14 protein-coding genes are annotated in these 26,076 nt (G+C 69.5%); 2 read left to right on the top strand and 12 right to left on the bottom strand.

The features are described 5' to 3' along the window. Window positions 1-4 precede the first annotated feature (4 nt). The 6 genes from AC1RGU_RS14370 to AC1RGU_RS14345 all read right to left on the bottom strand — a co-directional run bounded on the left by AC1RGU_RS14370 (window position 5) and on the right by AC1RGU_RS14345 (window position 17,946). Window positions 5-685, bottom strand: coding sequence for an RNA polymerase sigma factor (locus AC1RGU_RS14370; protein WP_492696633.1), 681 nt, complete (start codon window positions 683-685; stop codon window positions 5-7). Beyond that, window positions 672-12,341: a filamentous hemagglutinin family protein gene (locus AC1RGU_RS14365; protein ID WP_492696632.1), complete on the bottom strand. Its 11,670-nt coding sequence runs from the start codon at window positions 12,339-12,341 to the stop codon at window positions 672-674. Before AC1RGU_RS14365 ends, AC1RGU_RS14370 begins: the two co-directional genes overlap by 14 nt. 570 nt (window positions 12,342-12,911) lie before the next feature. Continuing rightward, the gene (locus tag AC1RGU_RS14360) at window positions 12,912-13,904 is read right to left on the bottom strand and encodes a FecR family protein (RefSeq protein ID WP_492696631.1); all 993 of its coding nucleotides are present in this window, start codon (window positions 13,902-13,904) and stop codon (window positions 12,912-12,914) included. A gap of 72 nt (window positions 13,905-13,976) precedes the next feature. Continuing rightward, on the bottom strand, window positions 13,977-14,504 hold the full coding sequence (locus AC1RGU_RS14355; protein ID WP_492696630.1) for an RNA polymerase sigma factor: 528 nt from the start codon (window positions 14,502-14,504) through the stop codon (window positions 13,977-13,979). Window positions 14,505-14,507: 3 nt separating this feature from the next. Continuing rightward, the gene (locus AC1RGU_RS14350) at window positions 14,508-15,215 is read right to left on the bottom strand and encodes an STN domain-containing protein (RefSeq protein ID WP_492696629.1); all 708 of its coding nucleotides are present in this window, start codon (window positions 15,213-15,215) and stop codon (window positions 14,508-14,510) included. A 223-nt stretch (window positions 15,216-15,438) separates the two neighbouring features. After that, window positions 15,439-17,946, bottom strand: coding sequence for a penicillin acylase family protein (locus tag AC1RGU_RS14345; RefSeq protein ID WP_492696628.1), 2,508 nt, complete (start codon window positions 17,944-17,946; stop codon window positions 15,439-15,441). Between the two features lie 98 nt (window positions 17,947-18,044). Here AC1RGU_RS14345 and AC1RGU_RS14340 point away from each other — a divergent pair, with 98 nt between their 5' ends. Both AC1RGU_RS14340 and AC1RGU_RS14335 read left to right on the top strand, forming a co-directional pair. Then, entirely contained in the window at window positions 18,045-19,124 is a 1,080-nt protein-coding gene (locus AC1RGU_RS14340) for a PLP-dependent cysteine synthase family protein (RefSeq protein WP_070063094.1), read from the top strand. Window positions 19,125-19,129: 5 nt separating this feature from the next. Then, on the top strand, window positions 19,130-20,221 hold the full coding sequence (locus tag AC1RGU_RS14335; protein WP_492696627.1) for a lipocalin-like domain-containing protein: 1,092 nt from the start codon (window positions 19,130-19,132) through the stop codon (window positions 20,219-20,221). 21 nt (window positions 20,222-20,242) lie between these two features. Here AC1RGU_RS14335 and AC1RGU_RS14330 read toward each other — a convergent pair whose 3' ends face one another. The 6 genes from AC1RGU_RS14330 to AC1RGU_RS14305 form a co-directional block, all read right to left on the bottom strand. Next, window positions 20,243-21,001 carry a hypothetical protein gene (locus AC1RGU_RS14330; protein ID WP_492696626.1) on the bottom strand — a complete coding sequence of 253 codons (759 nt, stop codon included), beginning with the start codon at window positions 20,999-21,001 and terminating at the stop codon, window positions 20,243-20,245. A gap of 141 nt (window positions 21,002-21,142) precedes the next feature. Next, window positions 21,143-21,592, bottom strand: coding sequence for a cupin domain-containing protein (locus tag AC1RGU_RS14325; RefSeq protein WP_095746041.1), 450 nt, complete (start codon window positions 21,590-21,592; stop codon window positions 21,143-21,145). Between the two features lie 107 nt (window positions 21,593-21,699). Further along, window positions 21,700-22,686, bottom strand: coding sequence for a branched-chain amino acid ABC transporter permease (locus tag AC1RGU_RS14320; RefSeq protein ID WP_172438368.1), 987 nt, complete (start codon window positions 22,684-22,686; stop codon window positions 21,700-21,702). A 10-nt stretch (window positions 22,687-22,696) separates the two neighbouring features. After that, on the bottom strand, window positions 22,697-23,572 hold the full coding sequence (locus AC1RGU_RS14315) for a branched-chain amino acid ABC transporter permease (protein ID WP_062474069.1): 876 nt from the start codon (window positions 23,570-23,572) through the stop codon (window positions 22,697-22,699). Between the two features lie 45 nt (window positions 23,573-23,617). Next, entirely contained in the window at window positions 23,618-24,814 is a 1,197-nt protein-coding gene (locus AC1RGU_RS14310; protein WP_062474071.1) for an ABC transporter substrate-binding protein, read from the bottom strand. A gap of 31 nt (window positions 24,815-24,845) precedes the next feature. After that, a complete protein-coding gene (locus AC1RGU_RS14305) occupies window positions 24,846-26,045 on the bottom strand; it encodes an ABC transporter substrate-binding protein (RefSeq protein ID WP_307693421.1) in 1,200 nt (399 codons plus the stop codon). Between the last annotated feature and the right edge of the window lie 31 nt (window positions 26,046-26,076).

Below are 26,076 nucleotides of genomic sequence, written 5' to 3'. Positions count from 1 at the left end.
CGCCTCACTCCTGCGCGCGTGGCGCACCGGCGCGCATCGGGGCAACGACCTTCTCCTGCCATCGCCGCGAAAGACCACGCCGCGGCGAAGCGCCTTCCGCCCGCACGGTGTGACCCGACGCATGCGCGCAATAGTCCAGGGCTTGGCGAAGTGCCGTGTCCACCCGGCGCAAGGAGATGCAATGCCGGTCCGCCACGTCCTGGCGGGTCATCTCCTCGATCTGCAGTGCCACGAGCACCGAACGATGCCGGTGCGAAAGCCGCTGCATCGCCTGCTCCACGGCCTCCACGGCCGAACGCGCCTCGGCGATGGCATCGGGGCCGGGCGCGTGATCGGCCAGGAGATCGAGGGCCGTATCCCATTCGCCCACGTACTGCCAGGACCGGTCGCTGCGCAAGCGGTCCATGGCCAGGTTGCGCGCCGTTCGATAGACATAGGCCCCGGGACTGCGCACGGGCTCCGATGCCGTCATCTCGCCCAGGCGCAGCCAGGCGTCGTGCAGGCACTCGCTGGCCTGGTCGGAACAGCCGAGATCGCGGGCCAACCGGCGATGCAGGTACGTGTAGTTCGCCGTCAGGAACGCCCGCAGCACGACGCCGACGGGCTCGCCGTGACCCGCGTATGGCCCTTGAAAACAAGAACCGGGATCGAACTCAGCCGCGGACATCGTCTTACTTGCCGGCATGGCGCAACCTGGTCTTCTCAGTTTCTGTCAGCAACGACATCACCGACGCGTCGAACTGGTTGCCGTGCCCAAAGACCTGCACAGGGTTGGCAGGGTCGTACCGAGGCGCAGCGCCCGCTTGCGCGCCGGGGCGTGGCGGCGACGATGCACCCGCACCGCCCGACGGCAGGCTTTCATTGCCGAAGCCCAGCACCCGCACCGTGAAGACCGAGGGCAGGTTCTGCCGTGCCGCGGCACGCTCCTGTCGCATGGACTCCTGCGCCGCCATGGCCGCCGCCGACGCCGCCGCGCTGGCGGTGGTCAGTGCCCCGATGTTCACCGCGGCCACCACCGGCAGCCCGGTCGTTTCGCCCTTGACCTGGATGTTGTCGGCGTTGCGCACCTGCAGCGCGGCAATGTTGAGGTTGCTCGCGACCCGGATGCCGGCATCGCCCGCATCGATGGTGCCCCGGGGCGCGACCAGGTCCACGTCGCCTTCGCCCACGGTGCCGATGCCGGCGCCGCTCATGTCGCGCTTTTCCTGCACGGTGATGTTGCCGTCCGCATCCGACGTGACTTCCGGCGCCTGCGGGATGCGCACGGTCTTGGCGCCGCGGCCGGCGTCGATGTCGCCCTGGCTGGACCACAACACCTGGTCGCTGCCCAGCGGCTCGGCCTGCGAGACGAAGGACAGGATGCGCGAGCGGTTCACGATGATGTCTCGGTCGGTGAACACATTGACCTGCCCCGGCGAGGCCAGCGTCACCAGGCCGTATCCGTCCGGCACCACGGCGCCCAGCCCCGCCACCTGCAGGCCGCCGCCGGGGGTGAAGACGTTGATGTCGCCCCCCTGGTGGGTGCGCGCCGCCATCCGGGTCGCGGCGATGCTGCCCACGCCGGACCAGCTGCTGCGCCAGTTGTCCGGCAAATCTGCGGCGTAGCGCACGGGCTGGCCTTCGGCCGTCGCACCGCGGAACAGCGTGTCGATGGCCGCGGAGCCGCGGCGGTAGCCGCCGTTGATCGGGCCGTTCTGCCCATCGCCCCCGTTCTGGTCGCGCCCTCCTTCGCGCAGTTCATAGACAAAGACCTGGCGCAGGAACTGCTCGCGCACCAGCGGCGGCAGTTGCCGGTATTGCTCCCACGCCTGCTGCGGGCTCAGCTTGCCGTCCGCAGTGCCGGTGAGGCTGGCGACCTTGTCGGCACCGAGCATGCCTTCCACGAAGGACACCAGGCCCCGGCGCGCCAACTTGGCCAGGTCGCCGCGGTTTTCCACCCCGTCGCTCAGGTACAGCGGCGCCACGGTGCCGTCGGCCAGGGTGGTCTTCAGATAGTCCGGCATGGCGGCCACGTTGGCCGGGTTCAGGTAGGCCCGCTCGAAGGCGTCGTAGCTGGCGGCCTTGTTCATGCCGGCCATCAGGGTGATGCCGGCGCCCTCGGCGGGCAGGGCCTTGATGACGTTCGATTCTTCGCCGAGCGGCGTTGCCGACACGTAGTCCCAATAGCGATTGGCATTGGTGTACAGCGACAGGTTGTTGCCCTGGATGTCGCGCCCGGCCAGCAGCAGCAGGGATCCCGGCCCTTGCAGCGCGGTGCGGCTGCCCCTGTCGTAGTAGTAGGCCGCCGCGTCGCCGCTGTATCGCGCATAGCGGTGCGACAGGAGCCTGTTGGCGACAGCCAGGATGTCGTTGCCCGCCGCCAGCATGGTGGTGTCGGTGGGGCGCAGGTTGCGCGCGCTGAGCTCGAAGTTGCGGATGTCGGTGCCGGCCTGCACGTGCACCGATTCCGACGCGATCAGATTCAGGTCGCTGATGGAACCGGTCGCCGCGTACAAGCGGCTGGGCGTGAAGTCATGCACCTGCATCGGCAGCACATCGGGGTTGTCGAACAGCTCCATGCCATTGAGGCTGTTGGTCAGGAACGTGTTCGTCACCGAGAAGCCGCCATAGACCGACTTCAGCGGCGCGCCGAACGCCGATGCCCCGCCCAGCGTGATCGTGAAACCCATCCACGGCCGGAATATCGACGGCCACTTGTCCAGCGTGGTCTGGGTCATGACGATGGCACCCGTGTTCTGCAGGCTGCTGCCGCGCAGGAAGCGCAGGTCTTTCGCGGCCAGCAAAGACAGGTCGCTGCTGTTCGCCGGCGCCATCGCCAGCAGGCCCGCGACGTCGATGTTGCCGCTCAGGGCCGACACGCTGACCTTGGCCGGGTACAGGCCCACCATATCCGTCTGGAGCTTGGTGTCCGTCATGCCGCTCACCAGCCTGGTGGTGTTCTCCGTGTCGTTTCCTGCCACGAATTCCGACTGGTTGACCAGGCGCACGTTGCCGCCGGTGGACACCAGGCTGACGGCGCTGCGCTCTGTCTGACTGCTCATGAACATCGCATGGCTGGACGCGCCGCTGGTGTCCCGGTCGGCCTGGTCGACGTAGGCACGGCGTATCTGCATCGGGTCGATCACGGTCTGCAGGACCAGGTCGCCCAGCGTCTGCAGCTTGAGCGTGGCGTCCGACAGCGCCAGCACGGGCGCGATGTCGTAGGAATAGGCGGTGTTGGGCCAGCTGCTCGAGATGCCGGTCATGACATAGCCGGCGGCGCTCGTGCCTGCGTCGATCTCGCCGGCGCCGCGGCCCACGTAGTACTGGCCGGCCTTCAAGGCGCCGCCTGCGCTCACCTGCAGCTGCCCGCCATTGCGCGTCACGACGGAGGCCGCGGCATCGCCAGCGGAACGCCCGCCCGTCACGCGCATGGTGCTGGGCAAGGCCACCACCAGGTTCACCAGGTCGCCGCCCGCCGACAGCTTCACGTTGCCGCCGCCCAGCGCGCCCAGGCCCTGCTGGAAGCTGGCGTGGTTCACCCACCAGCTCGGTTGCTGGCCCCGGGCGGACATGACCGGCGCCCAGCTCTCGCCCATGTTGTACGCGTCGTAGTAGCCGGTGGGACTGCTGAGATCTCCGCCATAGCGGCCCTGGCGGAACAGCCATTCGGTCAGGATCTGGTCCGAACGCGCGCCCTGCGCGGTGGGCGCACGCACGCTGCCCTGGACCGCGACATCCACGTGGCCACCTGCGGTGCCGTACTGGGCATCGACGCTGGCGGTGTCGAAGCCGCCGCCCAAGGTGGGATCGGCCTCGGCCCGGCCTGCGGTGTACAGCGCGGACTCCTTGTGCGCCAGCACGAGGTCGCGCCCGGCGCGTACCGTCAGGTCGCCGCTGCCGGTGCGCACCAGCTTGCCGGCGCCCGACTCGGTGCCGGCCGTGCCCACGCGGATCGTGCCGGTGTCGGCTGCAAGCGCGCCCGATGGCCGCGTGGCCAGTGCATCGACCGACCCCAGGTCCGCGCCCGCCACCAGGCGCAGGTTCCACGAGGCCGCCTGCTGCAGCCGCGCCGCCCGGCCCGCGCCGTTGTCGCGGCCCGCCACGTCGAAGCCGTCGCTCAGATGGCCGTCGATGTTCAGGTTGCCGCCGGCGCGCAGCGTGAGCGTGCCTTCGCGGTGCGCCGCACCGAAGCTGTCGAACAGGTTCCAGTCGCGGCCCAGCGTCAGGTCGCCCGGGCTGGTGATCTCGATGCCCGCCGCCAAGGTGTAGGCGGCGGCGTTGCCACCCAGCCTCGCCAGGATGCCGGTGTGGCCTGCAAAGGCATTGGCCTCGGCGATCGCCTGCGGGGCCACGGATTCCACCGTGCCGTCCGTGCTGGCATGGCGGCGCACGCCTTCGAGCACCGCGGAGCGCGCGCCCTGCACGGCGGCGTTCAGCGCCGTGACGTTCAGGCCGTCGTTGCCTGCGGTGCGCTGCGCCCGCAGCCGCAGCTTGCCGCCTTCGCCGCCGCTCAGGTCCAGCGTGCCACCGGCCAGATGCAGTTGGCCGTCGACCGCTTCCAGGTCGATGCGGCTGCTGCCCAGGCCATCGACGGCGTCGGTGGCATGGGCCGCCAGCACCGCGCCAGGCTGCATCGTCAGCCCCGCCCCGCCGACCAGGCGGATGCTGCCGCCGTAGGCCGCGTTGGCCTCGACGCGCGCCGTGCCGTCGACAGCAATCACGCCGCGGTCGGTGATGACTTCGAAGTCGGCCACCCGCGTGGTGCCCGCGATCGTCAGGTCGCCCTGACGGACGCGGAACTGGCGCGAGCGGCTGAAGCCCGCATCGTTGAGCGTTCGCGCCAGCGCGCCGAAATCGTCCAGCCGATCGATGGCCAGCGCAAAGTTGCCACCGTTGCCGCCGGCACCGGCCTGCGCTTGCACAGTGCCACCGAAGTGGACCCGCCCGCCGGCCGATGCATCCACGGTCAGGCGGCCGGCGTCGCCACCGTGTGGATGGGCGGACAGGTCCAGCAGGCTGCCCGGGGCCAGGTCGATCAGGCCGCCTCGCGTCGCCAGGCTGATCTGGCCCGCGTCCACGTACTGGGCCGCGTCGAAGAAGACTTTTTCCAGGCCGCCCGCGTGCAGGCGGCCCTGCTCTGCAACCGTCAGGTTGCCCGTGCCGGCATCGACCGCAATGCTGCCGCCCAGCGCCAGCACCGGCAGCGCCACGGTCACGCCCTGGCCCGACAGGCTCAGGCGCGCGCCCAGGCTGGCGCGGCCCAGTGATGCCATCTCCTGCGCATCCAGCTGCGCGTCCTGCTGCAACACCAGTTGGCCTTGCGTTCGCAGGGCCTGGTCTGAGCCGGACACCCCTTGCAGCACCGGCGTGCGCAGCGTCAGCGCCGCTGTACCGGCGTCCAGGCTCCCGGTGCCTTCGCCGGCGATGCGCCGGCTGGCCGACAGCAGCACCTGGTCGAAGCCGGACATCGTCTTGTCGCCCACGCCCAGCACCAGCTCGCCGGCCGACAGCTCGAGGCGACCACTGCCTGTGCCCGCGCTGCCGAGCGACGCGCCCGTGTTCTGCAGCGTCAGGTGGGAGGCCTGCACCTGCACGGCATCGGCGCCATGGCCCCGCAAGGCTGCGGCGTCGAACACCACCTGCGCCAGGCCGCGCATGTCGAGCGAGCGATAGAAGTCCAGGCTGCCGTAGCTGTGCAGCGTCAATGACTGCGCGCGCGACAACTGCGCCAGGGCGTCGGTGTCCAGCACCAGGCCACCGCTGCCGCCGCCGATGCCGATGCGGCTCGCGGCCACCGACAAGGCCTTGCCCGACAGCTGCGCGCCAGCGGCCATCTCGGTGTTGTTGGTGGCGTCGAGCAGCAACGCCTCGCCGCCCTGCAGCAGCGCACCGGCACCGATGCGCACCTGGCCGCCGACGGTGGTGTCCACGTTCTCGCGCAGCGCCCGCACGGCCTGGCCGCTGCTCACGCGCACCAGCGCACCCCAGTCTTTGGAGGGTGTGACGATGTGGTCGTCGCTGGCGTCGTTCGGCGTGTTGTTGTCGCTCCACACGGCCGCCACCTGCGGCTTGAGCACCAGGTTCGCCTCGTCGCCCGACGCGGCGCCGTGCGCGCGCAGCACGCTGCCCGACTCGATCGACACCGCATTCGCCGCGGCCAGGATCACCTCCGGGCCGCTCAGCGCGGTGCCTGCCGTGTTGCGCAGCACCACCTCGCTGGCGGCCACGTCCACCTGCAGGCCGCGCACATTGCCTGTGCGCGTGCCGCCCACCAGCAGGCTGCCCGCGCCGAAGCGCGTCAGGCTGCCGGCGTCCACGACCAGGTAGCCATCGGCGCGCAGGTCGTTGCTGTCCTGCCCCGCGCCGACGATGGCGATCTTGGCGGCGGCGATGTCCACCAGGCTGCCGCGTCCGCCCGCATCGGGTTGCGCGCGCAGCTCGCCGTCCAGCGTCAGCGCGCGGTCGGCCTTGAACACCACCGCGCCGCCATCGCGGGCCAGGCGCGGGGTCACGACGTCCTGCCCTGTGAGGCGGTATTGCGTCAGCTTGAACGCATCCGACGAGAAGAAGGCGTTGCCCCGCGCTTCGTTGTATTCACTGACCTTGCGCACCAGGCTGGCGGGCAGCACGCGCCAGCCCGAGGCCGTGGCATCGCGCGCGCCGCTGATCGTGTTCTGTTCCCGCCCGGCCACGATCGTCGAGCCGTCGCGCAGGCTCACCACCTCGCCACGGGACGCGGCCCACGCCGGCAAGGCCTGGCCCGTGCTCTGCACCGCGAAGGCGCCGGGCAGCAGCGCATAGCGTGCCGGCAGGAGCGTGTACCAGCCAGCGCCCAGGCCTCCGCCGGCCAGCCAGACCCTCTGGCCCGCCGCACCGCCCGCCACGGGCGACAGGCCCTGGTAGCCCGGCAGCACGGCGTACATGCCGGGCAGCGTCAGCACGTCGTGCGAGCCGCCCGAGCCGGGCACGTGCTCCCACGCATGCAGGTCGCCCCCGCCCGCGATGTCCACCACCGCGCCCGCGGCCATGGCCACATCCGGCGCTTGCAGGAGCACGCGTTTTTCCGGCAGGGACGACAGGTAGCGGTTTTCGTCCAGGGCACTGGCATCGCCGGCATTCGCACGGTTGCGGCCCTGCGGGTTGGCAGGGTCCAGCCAGTATTCGGCGTTGCGCAGGCTGCCGTACAGCACGTCCAGGCCCGCACCGGACACCGAGGTCAGGCTGTTCGTGCCCAGCGTCAGGCGCTCGCCGGCATTCAGCGCGATCTGCCCGAAGGGCGCGCGCAGCACGCCGTCCTGCTCGATGACGGGCGCGTTCAGCGTCAGGCTGCCGCCGGCCGACAGAGGCGCCGCGGCGCTCCCGTTGCCGCGCACGGTGATGGAGTGGTCCGAGTTGATTCGCGCCGTGACGGCGGTGGCCGGGTAGACCTGCGCGGCCTTGATCTCCAGCGCGCCACCCACGTCCAGCGTGGCCCGCAGCTGGGGGTCGTCGTAGTCGGTGCCGCCTTCGCTGTAGGCGCCCGCCACGAAGCGCAGGTCGCCGGTGTCCAGCACCGTGCGTTCGAAGCCGCGCAGCTTGACGTCGACGGGCGACGCGGACTCGCCCTTCGCACCCCGGCCTGCGATGTCGATGGCCTGGGTGGCCGACAGGATCAGTTCGCCCGCATTGCGGGCCGGGGCGCCGACCGTGCCGGTCAATGGATTCAGTTGCAGATGGTGGGCATGCAAGCGCACCACGCCGCCCAGCCCGTCGCTCTGGATGACCGGGGCGGTGATGCCCAGGCGGCCGGCGACGCTCAGGTCGACGCCGCCGGCCAGCTGCACGCCCACCTGCGTGGAACGCAGGTCGACCGCCGAGAAGCCCGTGTCCTGCAGCGCCTTCGCCGACACGTGCAGGGTGCCATCCGAGGTGGCGATGTTGCCGATGTGGATCTTGTGGCTCAGTGCCGTTCCGGTGCCGCTCCAGAAGTACTTGTTGAGCAGTTCGACCACCCGCTTGTCGATGCTCGCGTCGTGCTCCCACGGCGCCCTGTCGGCGCCCGGTCCCGCGGCAAGCGCCGCGCCCGCGTCGAGGACGAGCCCCTTGCTGCTGGACACCGACGTCGGCAGCATGGTGTTGATCGCGGTGCGCATGGCGCTGCTCATCTTGACGTCGCCGGCGTACTCGTCGCGCACATCGAGGTTGCCGCTGGTGCCGATGATCCGCGCGTACTTTTCTCCGTTGAAGGTGTACGTGCCGGTGGGGCTCTTGTAGTAGAGGAAGGAGCCGATGTCCGGCGCCACCAGGTCCCCGGACGCACGCCCGGCCTCGCTGGTGTCCGTGATGGACAAGGACCCGCCCGCCGCCTGGGCATTGCCGCCGTGGGCGCGCAGCCTGGCATTCATGGCGCCGCCGGCGGCGGCCTCCATCACGACCGCGCCGCCATTGCTGCCCAGTTCCTGTTCCACGCGCCGCAGGGCACCGAGCGCGCCCGTGCCGCGGTCCCAATACGCCACCGTGCCCCGCGCGCCCGACACGTCGATCAGCGCACCGGCCTGCGCATCCAGCGTGCCGGCGCTCAGTGTGACCGTGCCGCCCGGCAGCACCTTGCCCTGGGGCAGGCGCATGGCCGGGTCGTGGAAGATCTGCGCCACGCCGGGCAGCAGCAGCTCGGCCCCGTCGGCCAGCGTCAAGGTTTTCTTGGCGCGGATGTTCAACGTCCCGGCCGGCGCCTGAAGGCGGCCCGCCACCACCACGGAAGCCTGCCCGGACCCGTCCGCGTCCAGCGAGATCGCGCCGCCGGGTTCGGTCCGGATGCTGGCGTTCGCGTCGATGCGGATGCCGCCGCCGGTCGCGCCGGTCGCCAGCGACAGGCCGCCGGGCGCGCGCGCGGCGCGGCGCTGTTCGCTCAACTCGTCCAGTGCCTTGGGGGCCAGCACATCGCCCAAGGCGCTGCCGCTGGGCAGCGTGCGCAGCGTCGATACCGCGGCGGGCATGTCCCAGCTCGTGGGCTGGATGTGCACCTGTGCGCCTTCCGCGACCACGACGTCCCCGCCGAGCGAACGGATGCCGATCGTGCCGAAGCCGCGCTCGGTGTACAGGGTCTGCGGCAGGTGCAGCGGCTTGGCTGCGCCCGATGCCTTCCCGCCCGTGGCGTCGGCCGCAGGCGCGGCGCCGCCCACCTGCACGTCGCCGATCGCCGTGAGCGTGAGCCGGGACGCATCGCCCCCCGCCCAGCCGCGCAGGTCCAGCGTCTCGAGCGCCGCGTTGTCGAACGCCGTCAGGCTGATCGCCCCGCCGTTGCCTGCCTTCACCTTGCCGGCCTTGCCGCCCGCCGTGACACCGGACAGCCAGCCGCCGCCGGACACGTCCAGCGCCGCGCCGGCGGCCACCTCCACGTTGCCGTACACCGTGCCCAGGCCCTCTTTCATCGGGGTCCCCAGTGCGATCGAGCCGCCGTGGATGGCGCGGCCCAGCGTGACGCCGCTGCCGGTGTCGTTGACCCACTGGCCCGCGACGCTCAGCAGGCTGTTCGCACCCAGGCGCAGCACGCTATCCGCCTTGCCGCCGGCGCTCAGGGCAATGGAACCGCCCGGGGCGATGAGCTTGCCCTGGATGTCGAAGTTGCCGGGGATGCCCTGGCCGTCATAGACCGCGGCCGTGAAGCGCGCCCCCGGCTGCAGAGTCACCACCGCGTTGTCTTCCAGCACGAAGCCGGTGTTGAGGTTCAGCTCGATGGCGCCCAGGCCTGAATGGCTCAGCCCCGCGGCGGACAGCCAGGTGGTGCGGCCCACGCCCGCGCCAGCGCCGGGGGCTTGCCCTTCCGGCTCGGTCAGGAAGGCGTCCTTGCCCAGCGGGCTGTCGATGCTGAAACCCGCCGGCAGCAACGCGGGCTTGTCGCTGATGACGACCTGGCCCAGGGTCCACATGCCCTCTTGCGCGCGGTTGGAACCCACCGTGAGGCGGCCGGCCCGAGGCAGCTCGGCCACTTCCTGCACCCGGTCGCCGGGCTGCACCGAGCCCCGGAACTCGCCCTCCAGGATGAAGGCGCTGCCGGCACGGATGTCGATCGAACCGGCATTGCGGCCTTCCTCGTAGCCAGGTTCCCAGCGCCGCCCCGACAGCATCGGATTGACGTAGGTCTGCGTGACGCCCCAGCGCGCATGCGCCTGCAGGTACTGGCCCGCGATGCCCGTGTAGGTCATGTCCGCCGGCGCGGACGACATCGTGTAGGTGCGCCCGTCCGCGCCGCGCAGCAGGGTTTCCGTGTTCCAGCCGTCGCTGTAGCGCACCGAGCCGCCCGACACATCCAGGATGGAACCGGGCCGCGTGATCACCGAGCCATTGGACTGGATGGTGATGTCGCCGCCTCGCGCCGCCAGCTCCGACAGGCCCACCAGGCCGTTGCCCACCCAGCCCGTCACGTCCGCCAGCGTGGTGCCGACCCAGACGCCCTTGAGCGCCTTGCCGGACTCGTCGGTGACCCATTCGACGCCCGCCATCAGCCCCTTGAAGGCACCCGACCTGCGTCGATCCACGATGACCTTCCGGCCGTACAGCCAGGTGTTCGCCTGCAGGTGGGAGTCGCGCAGTTCGTTGATGCGCAGTTCGGCCTCGACGAAGTTGCTGGCCATGTCCACCGGCATCTGCATCAGACCCGCGGTGCTGACGGTGGCGTGTTCACCGATGAGGATGCGGCTGCCGTCGCCCACCTGGGTGTTGCGCTGCAGGGCCGCCGGGTTGGCCTGGGCCTGGATGTCGATGTGGCCCGCAGCGGCGGTGACCTGGGCACGGGTCTGCACGTCGATGGTCTTGCCGTAGAGCTCGATGCGCCCGGGCTGGTAGCGGTTGGCCAGCGAGCCGCTTTCGATCCGCGTGGTGTCCTGCCAGTCGTTGACGACCTGGGTGATGCTGTCCGGCCCCAGGGTCAGCGTGCCGCCCGACCAGGCCGTCAGGCGCGGGACGTCGGCCGCCAGGTTGATGTCGATGTTGTGCACGCCCTGGCCCCAGGCGCGCAGGCGGATGGAGCCCGTGCGGTTGTTCAGCGCGGTGCTGGCCTGCAGGATGCCGCCCTGGTTGATCTCGCGCGACACCATGGTGATGTCGCCGTGATCGGCCTGGATGATGCCGGTGTTGTGCACGCTGTAGCCGACCTGGGCCGCGCGCTGCTCCATCAGCGGCAGGATGTCGGACACGATGCGCCCGATGAGGTAGGGCTGGAAGGCGGGCGCTGTCTGCGGATTGATCAGGAACTTGGCCGGAAAGAGCCAGGGCCGCACCGACGAGGTGACGGCATCGAAGCCGCGCACGGTGGGGCTGATTTCCTTGGCTTCCAGCCACACGTTCTCGCCGGCGCCCAGCAGCGTCTGGCCGCTCGGCGTGCGGATGCTGCCCGCATTGCTGACCTTGGGCGCGAACATCAGCACGTGGCCGCCCTGGCCCGTGATCTGCGCACCGGCCAGCACCTTGACGTCGCCCGGCGGCTTGCCCGGATCGAAGGCCGGGCCCATGTCGGCGAACTGCACGTTCGAATCGGCCGGCATCTGCTTGGAGTTCTCGCCGAAGGTGGGAATCCCGACGCCCACTTCGAGGCCGCTCCAGTAACCGGGGTCACCTGATTTCGCGCCCAGGCGCGTGTTGAGACCGGCCTTGAACTGTTCGTCGCTGAGCTTCAGGCTGGAGGCGACCAGGTTGCGCACGTTGACCTGGCTGCTGCCGGTGAACAGGATGCCGTTGCGATTGATGAGGTAGACGCTGCCCTCGGCCTCGATGCGGCCGGCGATCTGGCTGGGTCGCCCGCTGGGGTCGTTGATGCGGTTGAGCGCGATCCACTCGTTGGCGCCGGTCTTGGCGTGGGTGCCTGCACGCTGGTCGAACTTCACCGTCGTGTGCTTGCCGACATTGAAGGTCTCCCAGTTCAGGATGGCCTTGTCGGCGGTCTGCTCGATGGTGACCGTGGTCCTGCCGTTGGCTGCGGCCTGGACGGGGTCCCTGGCGTTGAGCCAGCCGGCGGTCAGCGAATTCGTGTCGACCTTCAGGCCGCCTTCGGTAAGACCGTCCGGCGCGGACTCGCCGCTGGCCAGCGCCTCGGCCCGCTTCTGCGTCTGCTGTGCCTGCTGCGCGGCGATCGCGCGCGCGGCCAGGTTCAGGTTGGTGATGGACGTCTGCAGCTGCTGGCTCGCCGCCGACGACGGCTGCGTCGGGTGGATCAGGCTGGACGCCGGCGCGCCGTTCGGCAGCTTGCCCGTGGCGATCGCGCCCGCCTGCGCCGCGCCCTTGTCGGCGAACCACGCCGGACTGAACGCCCGCTGGGCGTGCGCGCTGCCGAGGACCCCACCGGCAGCCAGCGCCACCGCGATGGCCCGCGCGAGGGGCGCCATCCTGAAAACCTGCTGCGCCGCGCGCGCCGGTCGATTCTTTTCATTGCACCCACTGATGGTCATTTCTCGTTCCCGCCGAAGTAAAGCCTGTGCCGAAGGGGCTGCGCGCTGCACGCAGGCCAGCCCCATTCAAGAAGCCCCTGCGATGGCGATCGAAAGCCAAGGCGACAGGAGCCGTCAGTTTCTTGACGGGACGGGAACGTCGAATTCCAGAAGAATATTTTTGGCCTCGTTGTGGGCGCGCGCGTGTCGCTGCGGCCTCGGTCCGGAAAGTCCTTGCAGATCAACGGCCGGGACGCACTGCACCTCGGCAAAGTCACGAAAGCTTCACAGTGGCTGCGCACGACCACCATGGGAAGCCGCGACATCGAGACAGGGTCACCAACCCAATCCCGGGGGATCCACCTCTAGTGTGGTGTCCCGCAAATAGCTGCGCAAAATGAAATCGATGCGTTTCGCGTCAGGGCAAGGCGCAAACCGCAGCGATACCCGTAGGTATCGCGAGGATTTGCAACGCCGCCCTGGCGTGAAAGGCGCGATTTCATGCGCAGCTATTTGTGGGACACCACACTAGCTCAGGACCAGCACGCCGGCAGGGAGCGACCGGGCGTTCAAGCCGAAGGAACGCTGCATCTGGAGCAAGGCCAGATCGAGACGGTCGAGCTTGAAGGTCGCGGTGACCGTTTTCCCCCGCAGCGCATCCACCATCAGGACCACACGCCCGGGGCGGTAGCGATTGATCTCGTCCAGCACCACCGACAAGGGCGCCTGCTTGAACACGAGCTCACCGCGCCGCCAGGCAGAAGCCACCTCGGGGTCTGCGGCGGCGATGCCGCTGATCGAGTGATCGCGGTAGACCGCTTGCTGGCGTGCCAGCAGCACACGGTCGCCGGCCGGGTGCTCGATGCGCACGCGCCCCGCCAGGCAAGTCACGCACACCCGCCCTTCCAGGCGGCTGATCTCGAAGCGCGCCGATTCGCCAATGCTGCGGCCGGCGCCGGCCACGACGCTGAAGGTGCGCGCACTGGGCAGCATCTCGATCGCCGCTTCGCCGTTCAGCAATTCCAGCCCCTCGGCCTGGTCGTCCGAGACCACCCGGCGGATGCTGGTGCGGGTGTTCAAGGTCACGCCGATCTGGTCGGACCACGCGATCGCACGCTGCTCGCCGGCGGCCGTGCGCCAGTCCGCACGCCATTCATCGGCCGCGGGCCACAACCCCAAGGGCGAATAGACCGCCACCCCCGCGACACCGGCCGCCGCGGCTGCGCCCGCCACGCCCAGGAAGGCCCGGCGGCTCGCCGCGGGCTTGCGCAGGGTCTCGCGGTGAAGGCTCGCCGCTTCGGCGTCGGTGCGCACCAGCCGGTTCAGCGCGGGTTGAAGCACGCGCCACTGCTGCCGGGCCTCGATGAACGCTGCCTGATGCAAGGGACTTGCGTCACGCCAGCGCCGGAACGCCTGGGCCTCCCACTGCGTGGCGGCGCCCGAATGCAGCTTGCGCACCCACGCGCGCGCGTCTTCGCGCAGCGTCTCGGGAAGCGTCGGTGGTGAAGGGTGCGTCGTCATGTCGGTTTCAGGGGCCCCGTACTTGATAGACGGTTGCCGACACCGCAATCCGCAAACTATTTCTTCGTGCCGTCATGAAGACCTGCCAGAGCGCGGCTCCAGCCGCGAGAACAGAAGATCCTGCGCGGCCTTCAGTTCGTACTCGACGGTCCGCACAGGAATGCCAAGCCGCGTGGCCACGTCGCGCTGGGACCAGCCCTCCAGTCGAACCAGCAGCAGGATTTCGCGGCGGCGCGGCGGCAGGCGCGACAGCAGGCCGTCCAGCGCCTCCAGCTGCGAACGGGCTTCGGCGACCTCGGCGGGACCGGGCGCCGGGTCCGGCAGCTCGTTCATCAACATGTCGATGTCGTCCGACAGCAAGACCTGGCTCTGTGCGCGCCGCACGTCGATCGCCAGGTTGACCGCCATGCGCAGCAGGTACGCCTGGGGCGTGGCAATGGGGCCCGCCATGGGCTGGCTGCGCTCCAGCTTCAGCCAGGTTTCGTGCAGGGCGTCTTCCGCCAGTTCGCGATTCCCCAGCCGCACGGCCAGGCGTTGCTTGAGCTGCTCGTAGCGTTGCACCAGGAAGCTGCGCAGCAGCGGGATGACGTTCTCCGTCATGCGTCAGTGCACCGTGGCACAGCGGGGCCCGGGCAACACGTCGTGCGGCAGGATGGCCAGCGTGAGCGGCAGCGCCAGGTCCACCGGCGGAGGATGGTCCATCTTCAGAGGAGCCAAGGCCGCGAGCATGGCGGCGTCCCGCCCGGGGTCTCCCGAAGACGACACCAGGCGGGCCTGGCTGAGGCGGCCCGACGCGGTCACCTGCAGTTGCAGGATCGCGCGGTAGTGGCCGGGGGCCGTACGCAGATCGGCGCACAGCGCGTCCCAGACGCGGGCCTGGACCAGGGCGTCGTACCCGCGTGGCGAACCGCCGGTCGACGCCACCCCGGGCGCCGCTGCGACGCGCTTCAATATGAAGGCGCCTGAAAGCTGCGTGTCCACGTCATCCGCGGTGAAACCCGTGCCGGCCAGCAAGGCCCGCAAGGCGGCATGCGGCGCATGGCGCCCGCGCACCGGGGCGGACGTTCGCCCCGCCACCCACTCGTCGATGAACATCACCGATCGCCCCGACACCGCGGCGTACTGCGCCAGGGCAGCCGCCAAGGGCTGCGCCGGCAGATCGAAATCCAGCATCTGCGATTCGGACGACGCGCGGGTGGCGGCATCTGCCGACTGCACGTCGGTGCCCGCGGCCACGGCCTTCGCTGTCGATCCCCAGGCGATGCAGACGCACACCACGGTGCACGTCAGGCCGGAGACGAAGGCTCGCACGAGCCTGTCGTCCCTGCCCCGGCCCAAGCCCCGTCCAACCACTCGCCCACGACCACCATGCGCTGAAGTCAACAAGGAAGAAGTGGATCGTGTCAGCAAGCTTGTGGGCAGTATTTCAACTCCTGCAAGCATCACATCGGCGAATGACGACCGCGTGACGACCGGCAGGGCCGGGCGCGCCGCGGCGGGGCGCGGGCAGCGCCCTCTTGCGTGACCGGTCCTGCTAGCGCCCCGGCGTCAGCTGGATCCGCTCCACCGTTTCCTTCTCGACCGCCCCGCGGCTGTAGACCAGCGGCACGTACTTGCCCTCGAGCCACAGCGGCGCCAGGTCGCGGTAGTTCGGGCTGTCGGGGTTGCCCGACTGGCCCGGCGTGTTGATGACGCGCGAGGCGTCCCAGTTGCCGACGTCGAGCACCATGCGAAACGACGCGCCCGAGGTCAGCTTGTAGTCGTTCGCGCGGTAGGTGGCCGCCATCGGCGTGAACGACGAGCCGGACATCGGCCAGTCGCCCACCTCGAGCTTCTTGCGCGTGGCCGCATCGACCACGCCGCCCAGCGGATGCCGGAACTCGGCGCGGTGCAACGCGCCCCACTTCCACGCCGCCGGGTCGGGCCCGAGCTTGGCGGACAGCTCCTGCATGGCGGCGGGCAAGGTCGTCAGCAGCAAGGCGTCGCGCTGCGCGTTGCTGACCCAGCCGGACGGGTTCTCCAGCAGCAGCACCATGCGCGTGTTGTCGCCGGGTGCGGCCAGCGCGGCGGCGGCATCGCCCGCCCCCGCCTTGAGCACGGCCTGGCGCAGGAACTTGCTGCTCCACACCTCGTACAGCGCGGCCGCCGCGCTGTCGCGGTCCATGGCGCCGTCCCAGCCCTGCAGCAGGCGCAGCGCCGCCGCGGTCTGGGCGTCGTCGCTGCGCTGGCCGGCCAAGAGCTTCAGCACGCGCTGCGCCGGGGTCGCGACGATGTCGTTCTGCATGCGCTCCGAGTCCTCGATGGTGAAGCGCGAACCCGCCGCCACCTTGGCCGCGAACAGTTCCTTGAGCCGGCGCGCGCGGGCCGCATCGCTCCACTCGTAGCCCACGCCCTTCTTCGCGGCGGGATGGTCGGGCGGGATGTTGTTCTCGTTGGCCGTGACGACGTAGCCGCGCGCGGGGTTGAACTCCGAGGGCAACTCGTCGCCGTTGCGAAAGCCCGACCATTCATAGCGGCCGTCGCCCGGCACGGGCATCAGGCCGTCCCAGTTCGGGCGGATCGGCGTGAGGCCGCCCGGAATCCAGCCGACGTTGCCGCTGCTGTCGGCATACACCTGGTTTTCGCCCGGCGCGCCCCAGCGGTTCATGGCCGCGCGGAACTGGTCCCAGTTGCGCGCGCGCATGTAGTCCATCGAACCGAAGTACGGCGCCATGCCGGGCTCCAGCCAGGCGGCGCGCAAGGCGAAGGCGCGACGCTTGCCGGGCTCCGCGACCAGCACGGGGCCGTGGCGCGTGAAGGTGTTGACCACCTCGCGCGGCGCGGCCTCGCCCTTCACCGCGATGCGCTCGGTGACGCGCGTCATCGGCTCCCAGCGGCCCTGGTAGCGGTATTCCTCGGGGTTGGCCGGGTTGAGCTCGTACACGTACAGGTCTTCCTGGTCCATGTAGAAGCGCGTGAGGCCGAAGGCGATGGTGCCGTTGTGGCCGATCGACAGGCCCGGCAGGAAGGGCTCGCCCGCGCCGATGGCGTCCATGCCGGGCGCGCTCAGGTGCGTCATGTAGCGCAGGCTCGGCGCGCCGTGCGCGCGGTGCGGGTCGTTCGCCAGAATCGGTCGGCCCGTGGACGTGAGCTTCGGCGCGATGACCCAGTTGTTGCTGCCGTAGGCGGCGGTGGGGTCGCCCTGCGCCGCGTCGTCCTGCTCGGCCTTCGCGGCGATCGCCTCGGCACTGCCCGGCAGCAGCGCGACCGGCGCGGAAGACGCGCCCGCGTTCATGCCCACGCGCGTGTTCTCCTTGGTGAAGCGCGGCGCATCGGTCGCCCGCAGGTAGGCCGCGCGCAACTCCGCCGCCGGAAGGCTGCAGGGATCGAAGCCCTCGGGCACCTTCGGCGTGACCGGCGGATCGAGCTCGCGGCGCAGCCAGTCGGCCTTGACGCCCGACGCGCCGGCGCAGAACGCGCGTGCGCGGTCGACCTCCGACGTGAAGTTGAGCGTGAGCCCGTGGTGCCGGATGCGCACCACGTCCTCGGGCGACCACGCGGCCGGCTGGTAGCCCAGCAGCGCGAACTCGGTGGGCAGCAGCGCGGGCTGCGCGCGCACCTGCGCCACGTAGGCATTGACGCCAGCCGTGAAGGCCTCGGCCACGCGCTTGGCGTCGGAGCCGTAGGCCAGCCATTCGCGGTACATGTCGCCGCGGTAGAGCACGGCGCGCGCGGCGCGGTCGCTCTCGACCCAGGCGGGGCCGAAGTCCTTCGCCATCTCGCCCAGGCCGCGCTTGCGCCACAGGTCCATCTGCCAGAGCCGGTCGCGCGCGGCGATGAAGCCCTGCGCCACGAAGGCGTCGTAGAGCGTGCCGGCGTACAGGTGCGGCACGCCCCAGCGGTCGACCAGCACTTCGGCGGGCTTCTCCAGACCAGGCACCGCGAAGGATGAGGCGGGTCGCGTGGGCGTGTTCACGCCCGGGGCATTGGACGCACACCCTGCGAGGGCGAGGACCGCCAGCGACACGGCGCCCAGGGAAAGCCGATGGTTCATTCTCTTCATGCAGTTCGTCTCCGGTCTTGTTGTGGATTGGCAGCGGGCAGTATCCCGATTTCTGTCACCCGAGGGGTTACAAGGCATGACTTGTAGACTGGCGCGCTATGCAGCCCACCACCCCTTCAACCTCCTCCTGCGACAGCTGGCTCGCCGGCGCGATCCGCCGCATCGAAGCCGACTACCAGCGCAGCGCCGACACGCACCTCATTCCGCTGCCGCTGCCCGCGCTGGCCGCGCACGGCATCGACCTGTACCTGAAGGACGAATCGACGCACCCCACCGGCAGCCTCAAGCACCGGCTCGCGCGCTCGCTGTTCCTGTACGCGCTGTGCAACGGCTGGGTGCGCGAAGGCACGACCATCGTCGAAGCGTCGAGCGGCTCCACCGCCGTGAGCGAGGCCTACTTCGCGCGGCTGCTGGGCCTGCCCTTCATCGCCGTGATGCCGCGCAGCACCTCGCCCGAGAAGGTCGCGCAGATCGCCTTCTACGGCGCGAGCTGCCACTTCGTGGACCACGCCGCGCAGGTGTACGACGAGGCCCGCGCGCTGGCCGAGCGCACCGGCGGCCACTACATGGACCAGTTCACGTACGCCGAACGCGCGACCGACTGGCGCGGCAACAACAACATCGCCGAGAGCATGTTCCAGCAAATGGCGCGCGAGCGGCACCCGGTGCCCGCGTGGATCGTGGTGGGTGCCGGCACCGGCGGCACCAGCGCCACCATCGGGCGCTACCTGCGCTTTCGCTGCCACGACACGCAGGTGTGCGTGGCCGACCCCGAGGGCTCGGTGTTCTCGGCCTACCATCGCAGCGGCGACGCCACGCTCACGGCGCCCGGCTCGCGCATCGAAGGCATCGGCCGCCCGCGCGTGGAGCCCAGCTTCGTGCGCACGCTGGTCGACCGCATGCTCGAAGTGCCCAACCTCGACTCGGTGGCCGCCATGCATGCGCTGTCGGCGCTGCTGGGGCGCAAGGTCGGCCCGTCGACCGGCACCAACTTCGTGGGCATGCTGGCCGTGGCGCACGAGATGCGCGCGGCCGGCCAGCAGGGCTCGATCCTTTCGCTGCTGTGCGACGCGGGCGAACGCTACCTGCCGAGCTACCACGACGCCGACTGGGTGCGCAACGCCTTCGGCGACATCGCGCCGGCGCAGCAACGCATCGACGCGCTGGTGGCGGGCTGATGGCCATGCGCCCGCCCCGTGGCCTCATCGCGCGGCGGCAGCTCCTGCTGCTGGCCGCGCTGGCCGCCGCGGGCGCGCCGCATGCCGCGTGGGCCCTGCCTGCGAAAGCACTGCAGTTTCCGCGCGACTTCGGCAGTCACCCCGGGCTGCGCACCGAGTGGTGGTACATCACCGGCCACGGCCAGACCGCCGCAGGGCGCGCGTTCGGTTTCCAGGTGACCTTCTTCCGCTCGCGCGTCGACGCCACGCAGGCCATGCGCTCGGCCTTCGCGGCCAAGCAGCTGGTGTTCGCGCACGCCGCCGTCACCGACCTCGAAGGCCGCGTGCTGCGGCACGACCAGCGCATCGCCCGCGCGGGCTTCGACGTGGCCTCGGCCAGCGAAACCGACACCGACGTGCGGCTGCGCGACTGGTCGCTCGTGCGCGACGCCGGCAGCGGCGCCTACACCGCGCGCATCCCCGCCGGCGAGTTCACGCTCGACCTGCGCTTCGCGCCGTCGCAACCCGTGCTGCTGCAGGGCCGCGAAGGCCTGTCGCGCAAAGGCCCCGAGCCCGAGCAGGCGAGCTACTACTACAGCGAGCCGCAGCTGCAGGCGCAGGGCCGCCTCACGCTGCAAGGCCAGGCCCCGTTCGAGATCGCTGGCACCGCCTGGCTCGACCACGAATGGAGCGAAGCGCTGATGCACCCCGAAGCCGTGGGCTGGGACTGGATCGGCATGAACCTCGACGACGGCAGCGCGCTCACCGCCTTCCACCTGCGCCGCCGCGACGGCAGCGCGCTGTGGTCGGGCGGCTCGTTCCGCCCGCGCGGTGGCGCGGCACGCATCTTCCAGCCCGGCGAGGTGCGCTTCGACGCGCTGCGCAGCTGGACCAGCCCGCGCACGCGCGCGAGCTACCCGACGCACTGGCGCATCGACACGCCCGCGGGCCGCTTCGAGGTGCAGGCCCTGCTCGACGACCAGGAACTGGACAGCCGCGGCTCCACGGGCGGCGTGTACTGGGAAGGCTTGAGCGAGCTGCGCGATGTGCAGCAGGGCCAGCGCGTGGGGCGCGGTTACCTCGAGATGACGGGCTACGCGGCGCCGCTGCGGCTGTGAGCCGAAGCCCGGCGCGACGGGCTACTTCACGCCCTGGCTCAGCGCCTGCGCCGTGTTGCGCGACAGCGCGCGGACGTGGTCGTCGATCGCCGAAGCGACCGGCGCGAACTCGGCAGTGCTCAACCGCTTGAGATCGCGCGGCTCCTGGAAATCCTTGAGCTGCCGCACCCGTTGTCGCTGCTGGGCAAGCGTCGGCTCGTAGGCTGCGAGGTTCAGCGGCGGGTCCATGACGAAGACCTTGGCTTCGATCGCGGGCACCGCGAAGTACCGCGTCGACCCCAGCATGCTGCGCGTGAAGAGGCCCGAGTTCTGCATGACGCTCTCGCCGCAGGGCCCACCGGTGCACTCCAGGCGCGCCTGCGTTCGCGTCGCCTCGACGAGGACCACCGCGGCAATCTGCTCGTCCTTCAGCTTGCGTGTCGCCCACGCCTGCGCAGGATTCGCGATCCAGCGATCGTGCTTGAAGACGGCCAGCGCGTTGACGGAGGTCGTGGCAAAGCTCGTGAGCCGCACCACCTGGAAGCCGGCTTTTTCGAGCTCCGACGTGAAGGCCTCGTAGACCTTGGCCGTGGGGTTCCAGGGGAACGGGTACGTGGTCGAGAAGTTGTTGAAGACGGTCGTGCCCACATGCATGTGTTCCGCGGATGCGGTGGGGATGCGGACCAGCAGGCCGACCTTCGCGCCCTTCGCGAGCTGGCCGCTGTTCGGCGGCAGCGGCGGTGGGGTCATGCACCCTGTCAGCGCGAGCGCCACGAAAAGTGCGAGCAGCCGTCTGCGCATGGGGGTCTCCTCCATCTTCTTGTCGGTGTGGGCCTGTGCGGCCGGGTGCGGATGATTGTGCCGAGCGCTGCATGCGGCGTCGCCACGGGAACCGGTGGTTTTGGACAGCGTCGGTTTGTCAATGCCGATGAGGGCCGCGGCTCACGCCGAGACCGTCACCCCATTGCGCGCCAGCACCGCCAGCAGCTTCGGAATGTCGGGCGCCGGCCCGACCGGAATCTCGCGGTCGATGGCGGTGAACATCTGCGCGGCCATCGCGTCCTGCCCCGTGATCTCGAGCATCTGCCCGCCGCCCTTGCCGTAGTGAAAGCCGTGCACCGTGCCGCGCGGCACGTGCACCAGCGTGCCGGGCTGGCACCGATGCGCCTGGCCGTCGCAGAGGAACTCGACCTCGCCGCCGAGCACGTAGAACGATTCGTCCCAGTCGTGGCTGTGCGGTGGCGGGCCCGTGCCTTCGTCGCCGCGCTGGAAGGTGACGCCGTAGCTTTGCGTCGAGGCATTCGACGCCAGCACCGTCACCTGCGTGCCGAGCACGTTCAAGGGCGTTTCGCGCCGCTCGGGCGGGAGGACAAAGTACGGAAGAAGGGCCATGGCCGGCTCCTCGAAGTGGGAGCCGGATTCTGCGCCCCGGCCACAGGGGGCACAAGCGGTGGCGCCGCAGGGAGGGTAACCTCCCCGCCGCCGCGCCACCTGCATCGCTACTTCGCGCGGCGGCGCTCGATGAAGGCGATGATTTCGCCCATGATGCCCTTGCGGAAGGCGAGCACGCAGATCACGAAGATCAGGCCCGTGACCATGGTGACCGACTCGCCCAGCGTGTTGAACCAGTCGACGGTCGTGATGCGCGCCAGGAAGTTGCCGAGTTCGCCGATCTTGTTCTCGAGCAGCACGACCACCGCCGAGCCCACGATGGGGCCCGACAGCGTGCCCAGGCCGCCCACCAGCGTCATCAGGATGACCTGGCCCGAGGCGGTCCAGTGCACGTCGGACAGCGTGGCAAAGCCCAGCACCAGCGTCTTGAGCGAGCCGGCCAGGCCCGACAGCGCGGCCGAGATCACGAAGGCCAGCAGCTTGAAACGGCTCACGTCGTAGCCCAGCGAGAGCGCGCGCGGTTCGTTTTCCTTGATGCCCTTGAGCACCTGACCGAACGGCGAGTGGATGGTGCGCACGATCAGCAGGAAGGCCGCGACCACGATCACCAGCGCCACGTAGTACATGGTGAGGTCGTTCGACAGGTCGACGACGCCGAAGAGCTTGCCGCGCGGCACGCCCTGCAGGCCGTCTTCGCCGCCCGTGAACTTGGCCTGCAGCGCGACGAAGAACATCATCTGCGCGAGCGCCAGCGTGATCATCGCGAAGTAGATGCCCTGGCGGCGGATGGCCAGCACGCCGAACAGCCAGCCCAGCAGCGCGCCGGTGAGCGTGCCCGCGATCAGGCCCAGCTCGGGCGTGAGGCCCCAGACCTTGATCGCATGGCCCGCCACGTACGCGGAGCCGCCCAGGAAGGCCGCGTGGCCGAAGGACAGCAGCCCGGTGTAGCCCAGCAGCAGGTTGAAGGCCGCGGCGAACAGCGCGAAGCACATGAGCTTCATCACGAACACCGGGTAGGCGCCGAAGAACGGCGCGAGCACCAGGGCGACCAGCAGCAGCGCGTAGACGACGGTGGAGATTTTTTTCATGTTCATGCCGCTCGCCTTATTTCTCTTTGCCGAACAGGCCGGCGGGGCGGATGAGCAGCACGATGACCATGATCACGAACACAACCGTCGAAGAAGCCTCGGGATAGAAAACCTTGGTGAGCCCCTCGATCACGCCCAGGCCCAGGCCCGTGAGGATGGCGCCCATGATGGAGCCCATGCCGCCGATCACGACCACCGCGAACACCACGATGATGAGGTTCTGCCCCATCAGCGGCGACACCTGCATCACCGGCGCGGCCAGCACGCCGGCGAAGGCGGCGAGCGCGCAGCCGAAGGCGTAGGTCAGCGTGATCATCAGCGGCACGTTGACGCCGAAGGCTTCCACCAGGCGCGGGTTCTCGGTGCCGGCGCGCAGGTAGGCGCCCAGGCGCGTCTTCTCGATCACGTACCAGGTCGCAAAGCAGATCACCAGCGACGCCACGACCACCCAGGCGCGGTAGTTGGGCAGCACCATGAAGCCCAGGTCGGTGGCGCTGGACAGCAGCTCGGGCGCATCGTAGGGCAGCCCCGACACGCCGTAGACCGAGCGGAACACGCCTTCGATCAGCAACGTGAGGCCCAGCGTGAGCAGCAGGCCGTAGAGGTGGTCGAGCTTGTAGATCCAGCGCAGCAGCAGCCGTTCGATGACCACGCCGAACAGGCCGATGAGGACCGGCGCGGCGATCAGCATCACCCAGTAGTTGACGCCCAGGTACTCCATCGCCATCCAGGTGAGGACGGCCCCGAGCATGAACAGCGCGCCGTGCGCGAAGTTGATGACGTTGAGCAAACCGAAGATCACCGCCAGCCCGAGGCTCAGGATGGCGTAGAACGAGCCGTTGACCAGCCCCAGAAGGAGCTGGCTCAACAAGGCGGGAAGGGAAATGTTCATAAGCGTTTCAACGAACCCGGGCGCCGCAGGGGCGCCCGCGGGAGGTCACTTCCAGAGGGCGCAGCGGCTTTCGGCCTTGGTCGTGAAGACTTCTTCGCCCTTCAACTTCTGGACCACCTTGTAGTAGTCCCACGGCTGCTTGGATTCGGCCGGCGACTTGACCTGCACCAGGTACATGTCGTGCACGAAGCGGCCGTCGGCGCGGATGCTGCCCTTGGCGTAGAAGTCGTCGATGGGCGTGGACTTCAGCGTGGCCATGACCTTGTCGGCATCGACCGTCTTGGCGGCCTGCACGGCCTTCAGGTAGGTCATGGTGGCCGAGTAGTCGGCGGCCTGGATGTCGGTAGGCATGCGCTTGGTCTTCTCGAAGAAGCGCTTGCCGAAGGCGCGCGTCTTGTCGTCCAGGTTCCAGTCCCAGCTGGTGGTGAGCAGCAGGCCTTCGGTGTTCTTCAGGCCCAGGCTGTGCACGTCGGTCACGAACACCAGCAGGCCCACCATCTTCATGCTCTTGGTGATGCCGAACTCTTTCGCGGCCTTGATGCTGTTGATGGTGTCGCCGCCGGCATTGGCCAGCGCCAGCACCTGCGCCTTGGAGTTCTGCGCCTGCAGCAGGAAGGACGAGAAGTCGGAGGTGTTGAGCGGCGCCTTCACCGAGCCCAGCACGGTGCCGCCCTTTTCCTTCACGACCTTGGTCGCGTCGGCTTCGAGCGCCTGGCCGAAGGCGTAGTCGGCGGTCAGGAAGTACCAGCTCTTGTCGCCACGGCCGATCACGGCCGCGCCGGTGCCCTTGGCGAGCGCGACGGTGTCGTAGGCGTAGTGCACGGTGTAGGGCGAGCACTGCTCGTTGGTGAGCGCCGAGCTGCCCGCGCCGTTCACGACGAAGACGCGCTTCTTCTCCTGCGCCACCTTGGCCATGGCCAGGGCCGTGCCGGAGCTGGTGCCGCCGAACAGCATGGTCAGGCCCTGCGTGTCGATCCACTCGCGCGCCTTGGAGGCGGCGATGTCGGCCTTGTTCTGGTGGTCGGCCGTGAGCAGCTCGATGGGCATGCCGTTGACCTTGCCGCCGAAGTCGTCGATGGCCATCTGGATCGCCAGCGCGCCGTTCTTGCCTTCGACGTCGGCGTACAGGCTCGACATGTCGGTGACGAAGCCGATCTTGACCTTGTCCTGTGCCTGGGCGGCACCGGCGGCCAGCGCAGCGGCTGCGAAAACGGCGGAGAGAGCGAATGTGGTGGTCTTCATGGATGTTGTTCCTGTGGGGTGTTCGGTGGTGTCACTTCCAGAGCGTGCACTTGGACTCGGCCTTGGTGGTGAACACCGTGTCGCCGGGCAGCTTCTTCACGAGCTTGTAGTAGTCCCACGGCGTCTTCGATTCGGCGGGCGACTTGACCTGCATCAGGTACATGTCGTGCACGTAGCGGCCGTCGGGGCGGATCTGGCCGGTGCCGAAGAAGTCGTTGAGCTTCATCTTCTTGAGCTCGGCCATGACCTTGTCGGCATCGTCGGTCTTGGCGGCGTCCACGGCCTTGAGGTAGGTCATGGTGGCCGAGTAGTCGGCGGCCTGGATCTCGGTGGGCATGCGCTTGGTCTTGTCGAAGAAGCGCTTGGCGAACTTGCGGGTCTCGTCGTTCAGGTCCCAGTACCAGCTGGTGGTGAACTGCAGGCCCTCGGTGTTCTTCAGGCCCAGGCTGTGCACGTCGCTCAAAAAGATCAGCAGGCCGGCCAGCTTCATCGACTTGCCGATGCCGAATTCCTTGGCGGCCTTGATGCTGTTGACGGTGTCGCCGCCCGCATTGGCCAGGCCCAGGATCTGGGCCTTGGAGTTCTGCGCCTGCAGCAGGAACGACGAGAAGTCGGACGCATTGAGCGGGTGGCGCACCGCGCCGACGATCGTGCCGCCCTTGGCCTTCACGACGGTGGAGGTGTCGGCTTCGAGCGCGTGGCCGAAGGCGTAGTCGGCCGTCAGGAAGAACCAGGTCTTGCCGCCGCCGTCGACCACCGCGGCACCGGTGCCCTTGGCGAGCGCGACGGTGTCGTAGGCGTAGTGCACGGTGTAGGGCGAGCACTGTTCGTTGGTGAGCGCCGACGAGGCCGCGCCGTTGTTGAAGTACACGCGCTTCTTCTCGGCCGCGACCTTGGCCAGCGCCAGGCCCACGCCCGAGTTGGTGCCGCCGAAGACCATGCTCAGGCCTTGGGTGTCGATCCACTCGCGCGCCTTCGAGGCGGCGATGTCGGGCTTGTTCTGGTGGTCGACGGTGAGCAGCTCGACCGGCTTGCCCGCCGCCTTGCCGCCGAAGTCGTCGATGGCCATCTGGATCGCCAGCGCGCCGTTCTTGCCTTCGAGGTCGGCGTACAGGCTGGACATGTCGGTGATGAAGCCGATCTTGACCTTGTCCTGGCCTTGCGCCTGGGCGGACGCTGCGAGCGCCAATGCGCTGAAAGCCAGGGCGAAAGCGGTGAGCCGATTTTTCATGGATGTCTCCAGCAGTAGCAAGAAGGGGTGA

The sequence above is a fragment of the Variovorax sp. GW823-FHT02B07 genome (assembly GCF_058797695.1).
Note: the sequence above shows the minus strand (reverse complement) of the source record. Positions and strands in the feature narration are given on the sequence as shown.

Coding starts and splice junctions, on each gene's coding strand:
- AC1RGU_RS14370 (WP_492696633.1), bottom strand. CDS start 685: ATGCCGGCAAGTAAGACGATGTCCGCGGCTGAGTTCGATCCCGGTTCT.
- AC1RGU_RS14365 (WP_492696632.1), bottom strand. CDS start 12,341: ATGGCGCCCCTCGCGCGGGCCATCGCGGTGGCGCTGGCTGCCGGTGGG.
- AC1RGU_RS14360 (WP_492696631.1), bottom strand. CDS start 13,904: ATGACGACGCACCCTTCACCACCGACGCTTCCCGAGACGCTGCGCGAA.
- AC1RGU_RS14355 (WP_492696630.1), bottom strand. CDS start 14,504: ATGACGGAGAACGTCATCCCGCTGCTGCGCAGCTTCCTGGTGCAACGC.
- AC1RGU_RS14345 (WP_492696628.1), bottom strand. CDS start 17,946: ATGAAGAGAATGAACCATCGGCTTTCCCTGGGCGCCGTGTCGCTGGCG.
- AC1RGU_RS14340 (WP_070063094.1), top strand. CDS start 18,045: ATGCAGCCCACCACCCCTTCAACCTCCTCCTGCGACAGCTGGCTCGCC.
- AC1RGU_RS14335 (WP_492696627.1), top strand. CDS start 19,130: ATGCGCCCGCCCCGTGGCCTCATCGCGCGGCGGCAGCTCCTGCTGCTG.
- AC1RGU_RS14330 (WP_492696626.1), bottom strand. CDS start 21,001: ATGCGCAGACGGCTGCTCGCACTTTTCGTGGCGCTCGCGCTGACAGGG.
- AC1RGU_RS14325 (WP_095746041.1), bottom strand. CDS start 21,592: ATGGCCCTTCTTCCGTACTTTGTCCTCCCGCCCGAGCGGCGCGAAACG.
- AC1RGU_RS14320 (WP_172438368.1), bottom strand. CDS start 22,686: ATGAACATGAAAAAAATCTCCACCGTCGTCTACGCGCTGCTGCTGGTC.
- AC1RGU_RS14315 (WP_062474069.1), bottom strand. CDS start 23,572: ATGAACATTTCCCTTCCCGCCTTGTTGAGCCAGCTCCTTCTGGGGCTG.
- AC1RGU_RS14310 (WP_062474071.1), bottom strand. CDS start 24,814: ATGAAGACCACCACATTCGCTCTCTCCGCCGTTTTCGCAGCCGCTGCG.
- AC1RGU_RS14305 (WP_307693421.1), bottom strand. CDS start 26,045: ATGAAAAATCGGCTCACCGCTTTCGCCCTGGCTTTCAGCGCATTGGCG.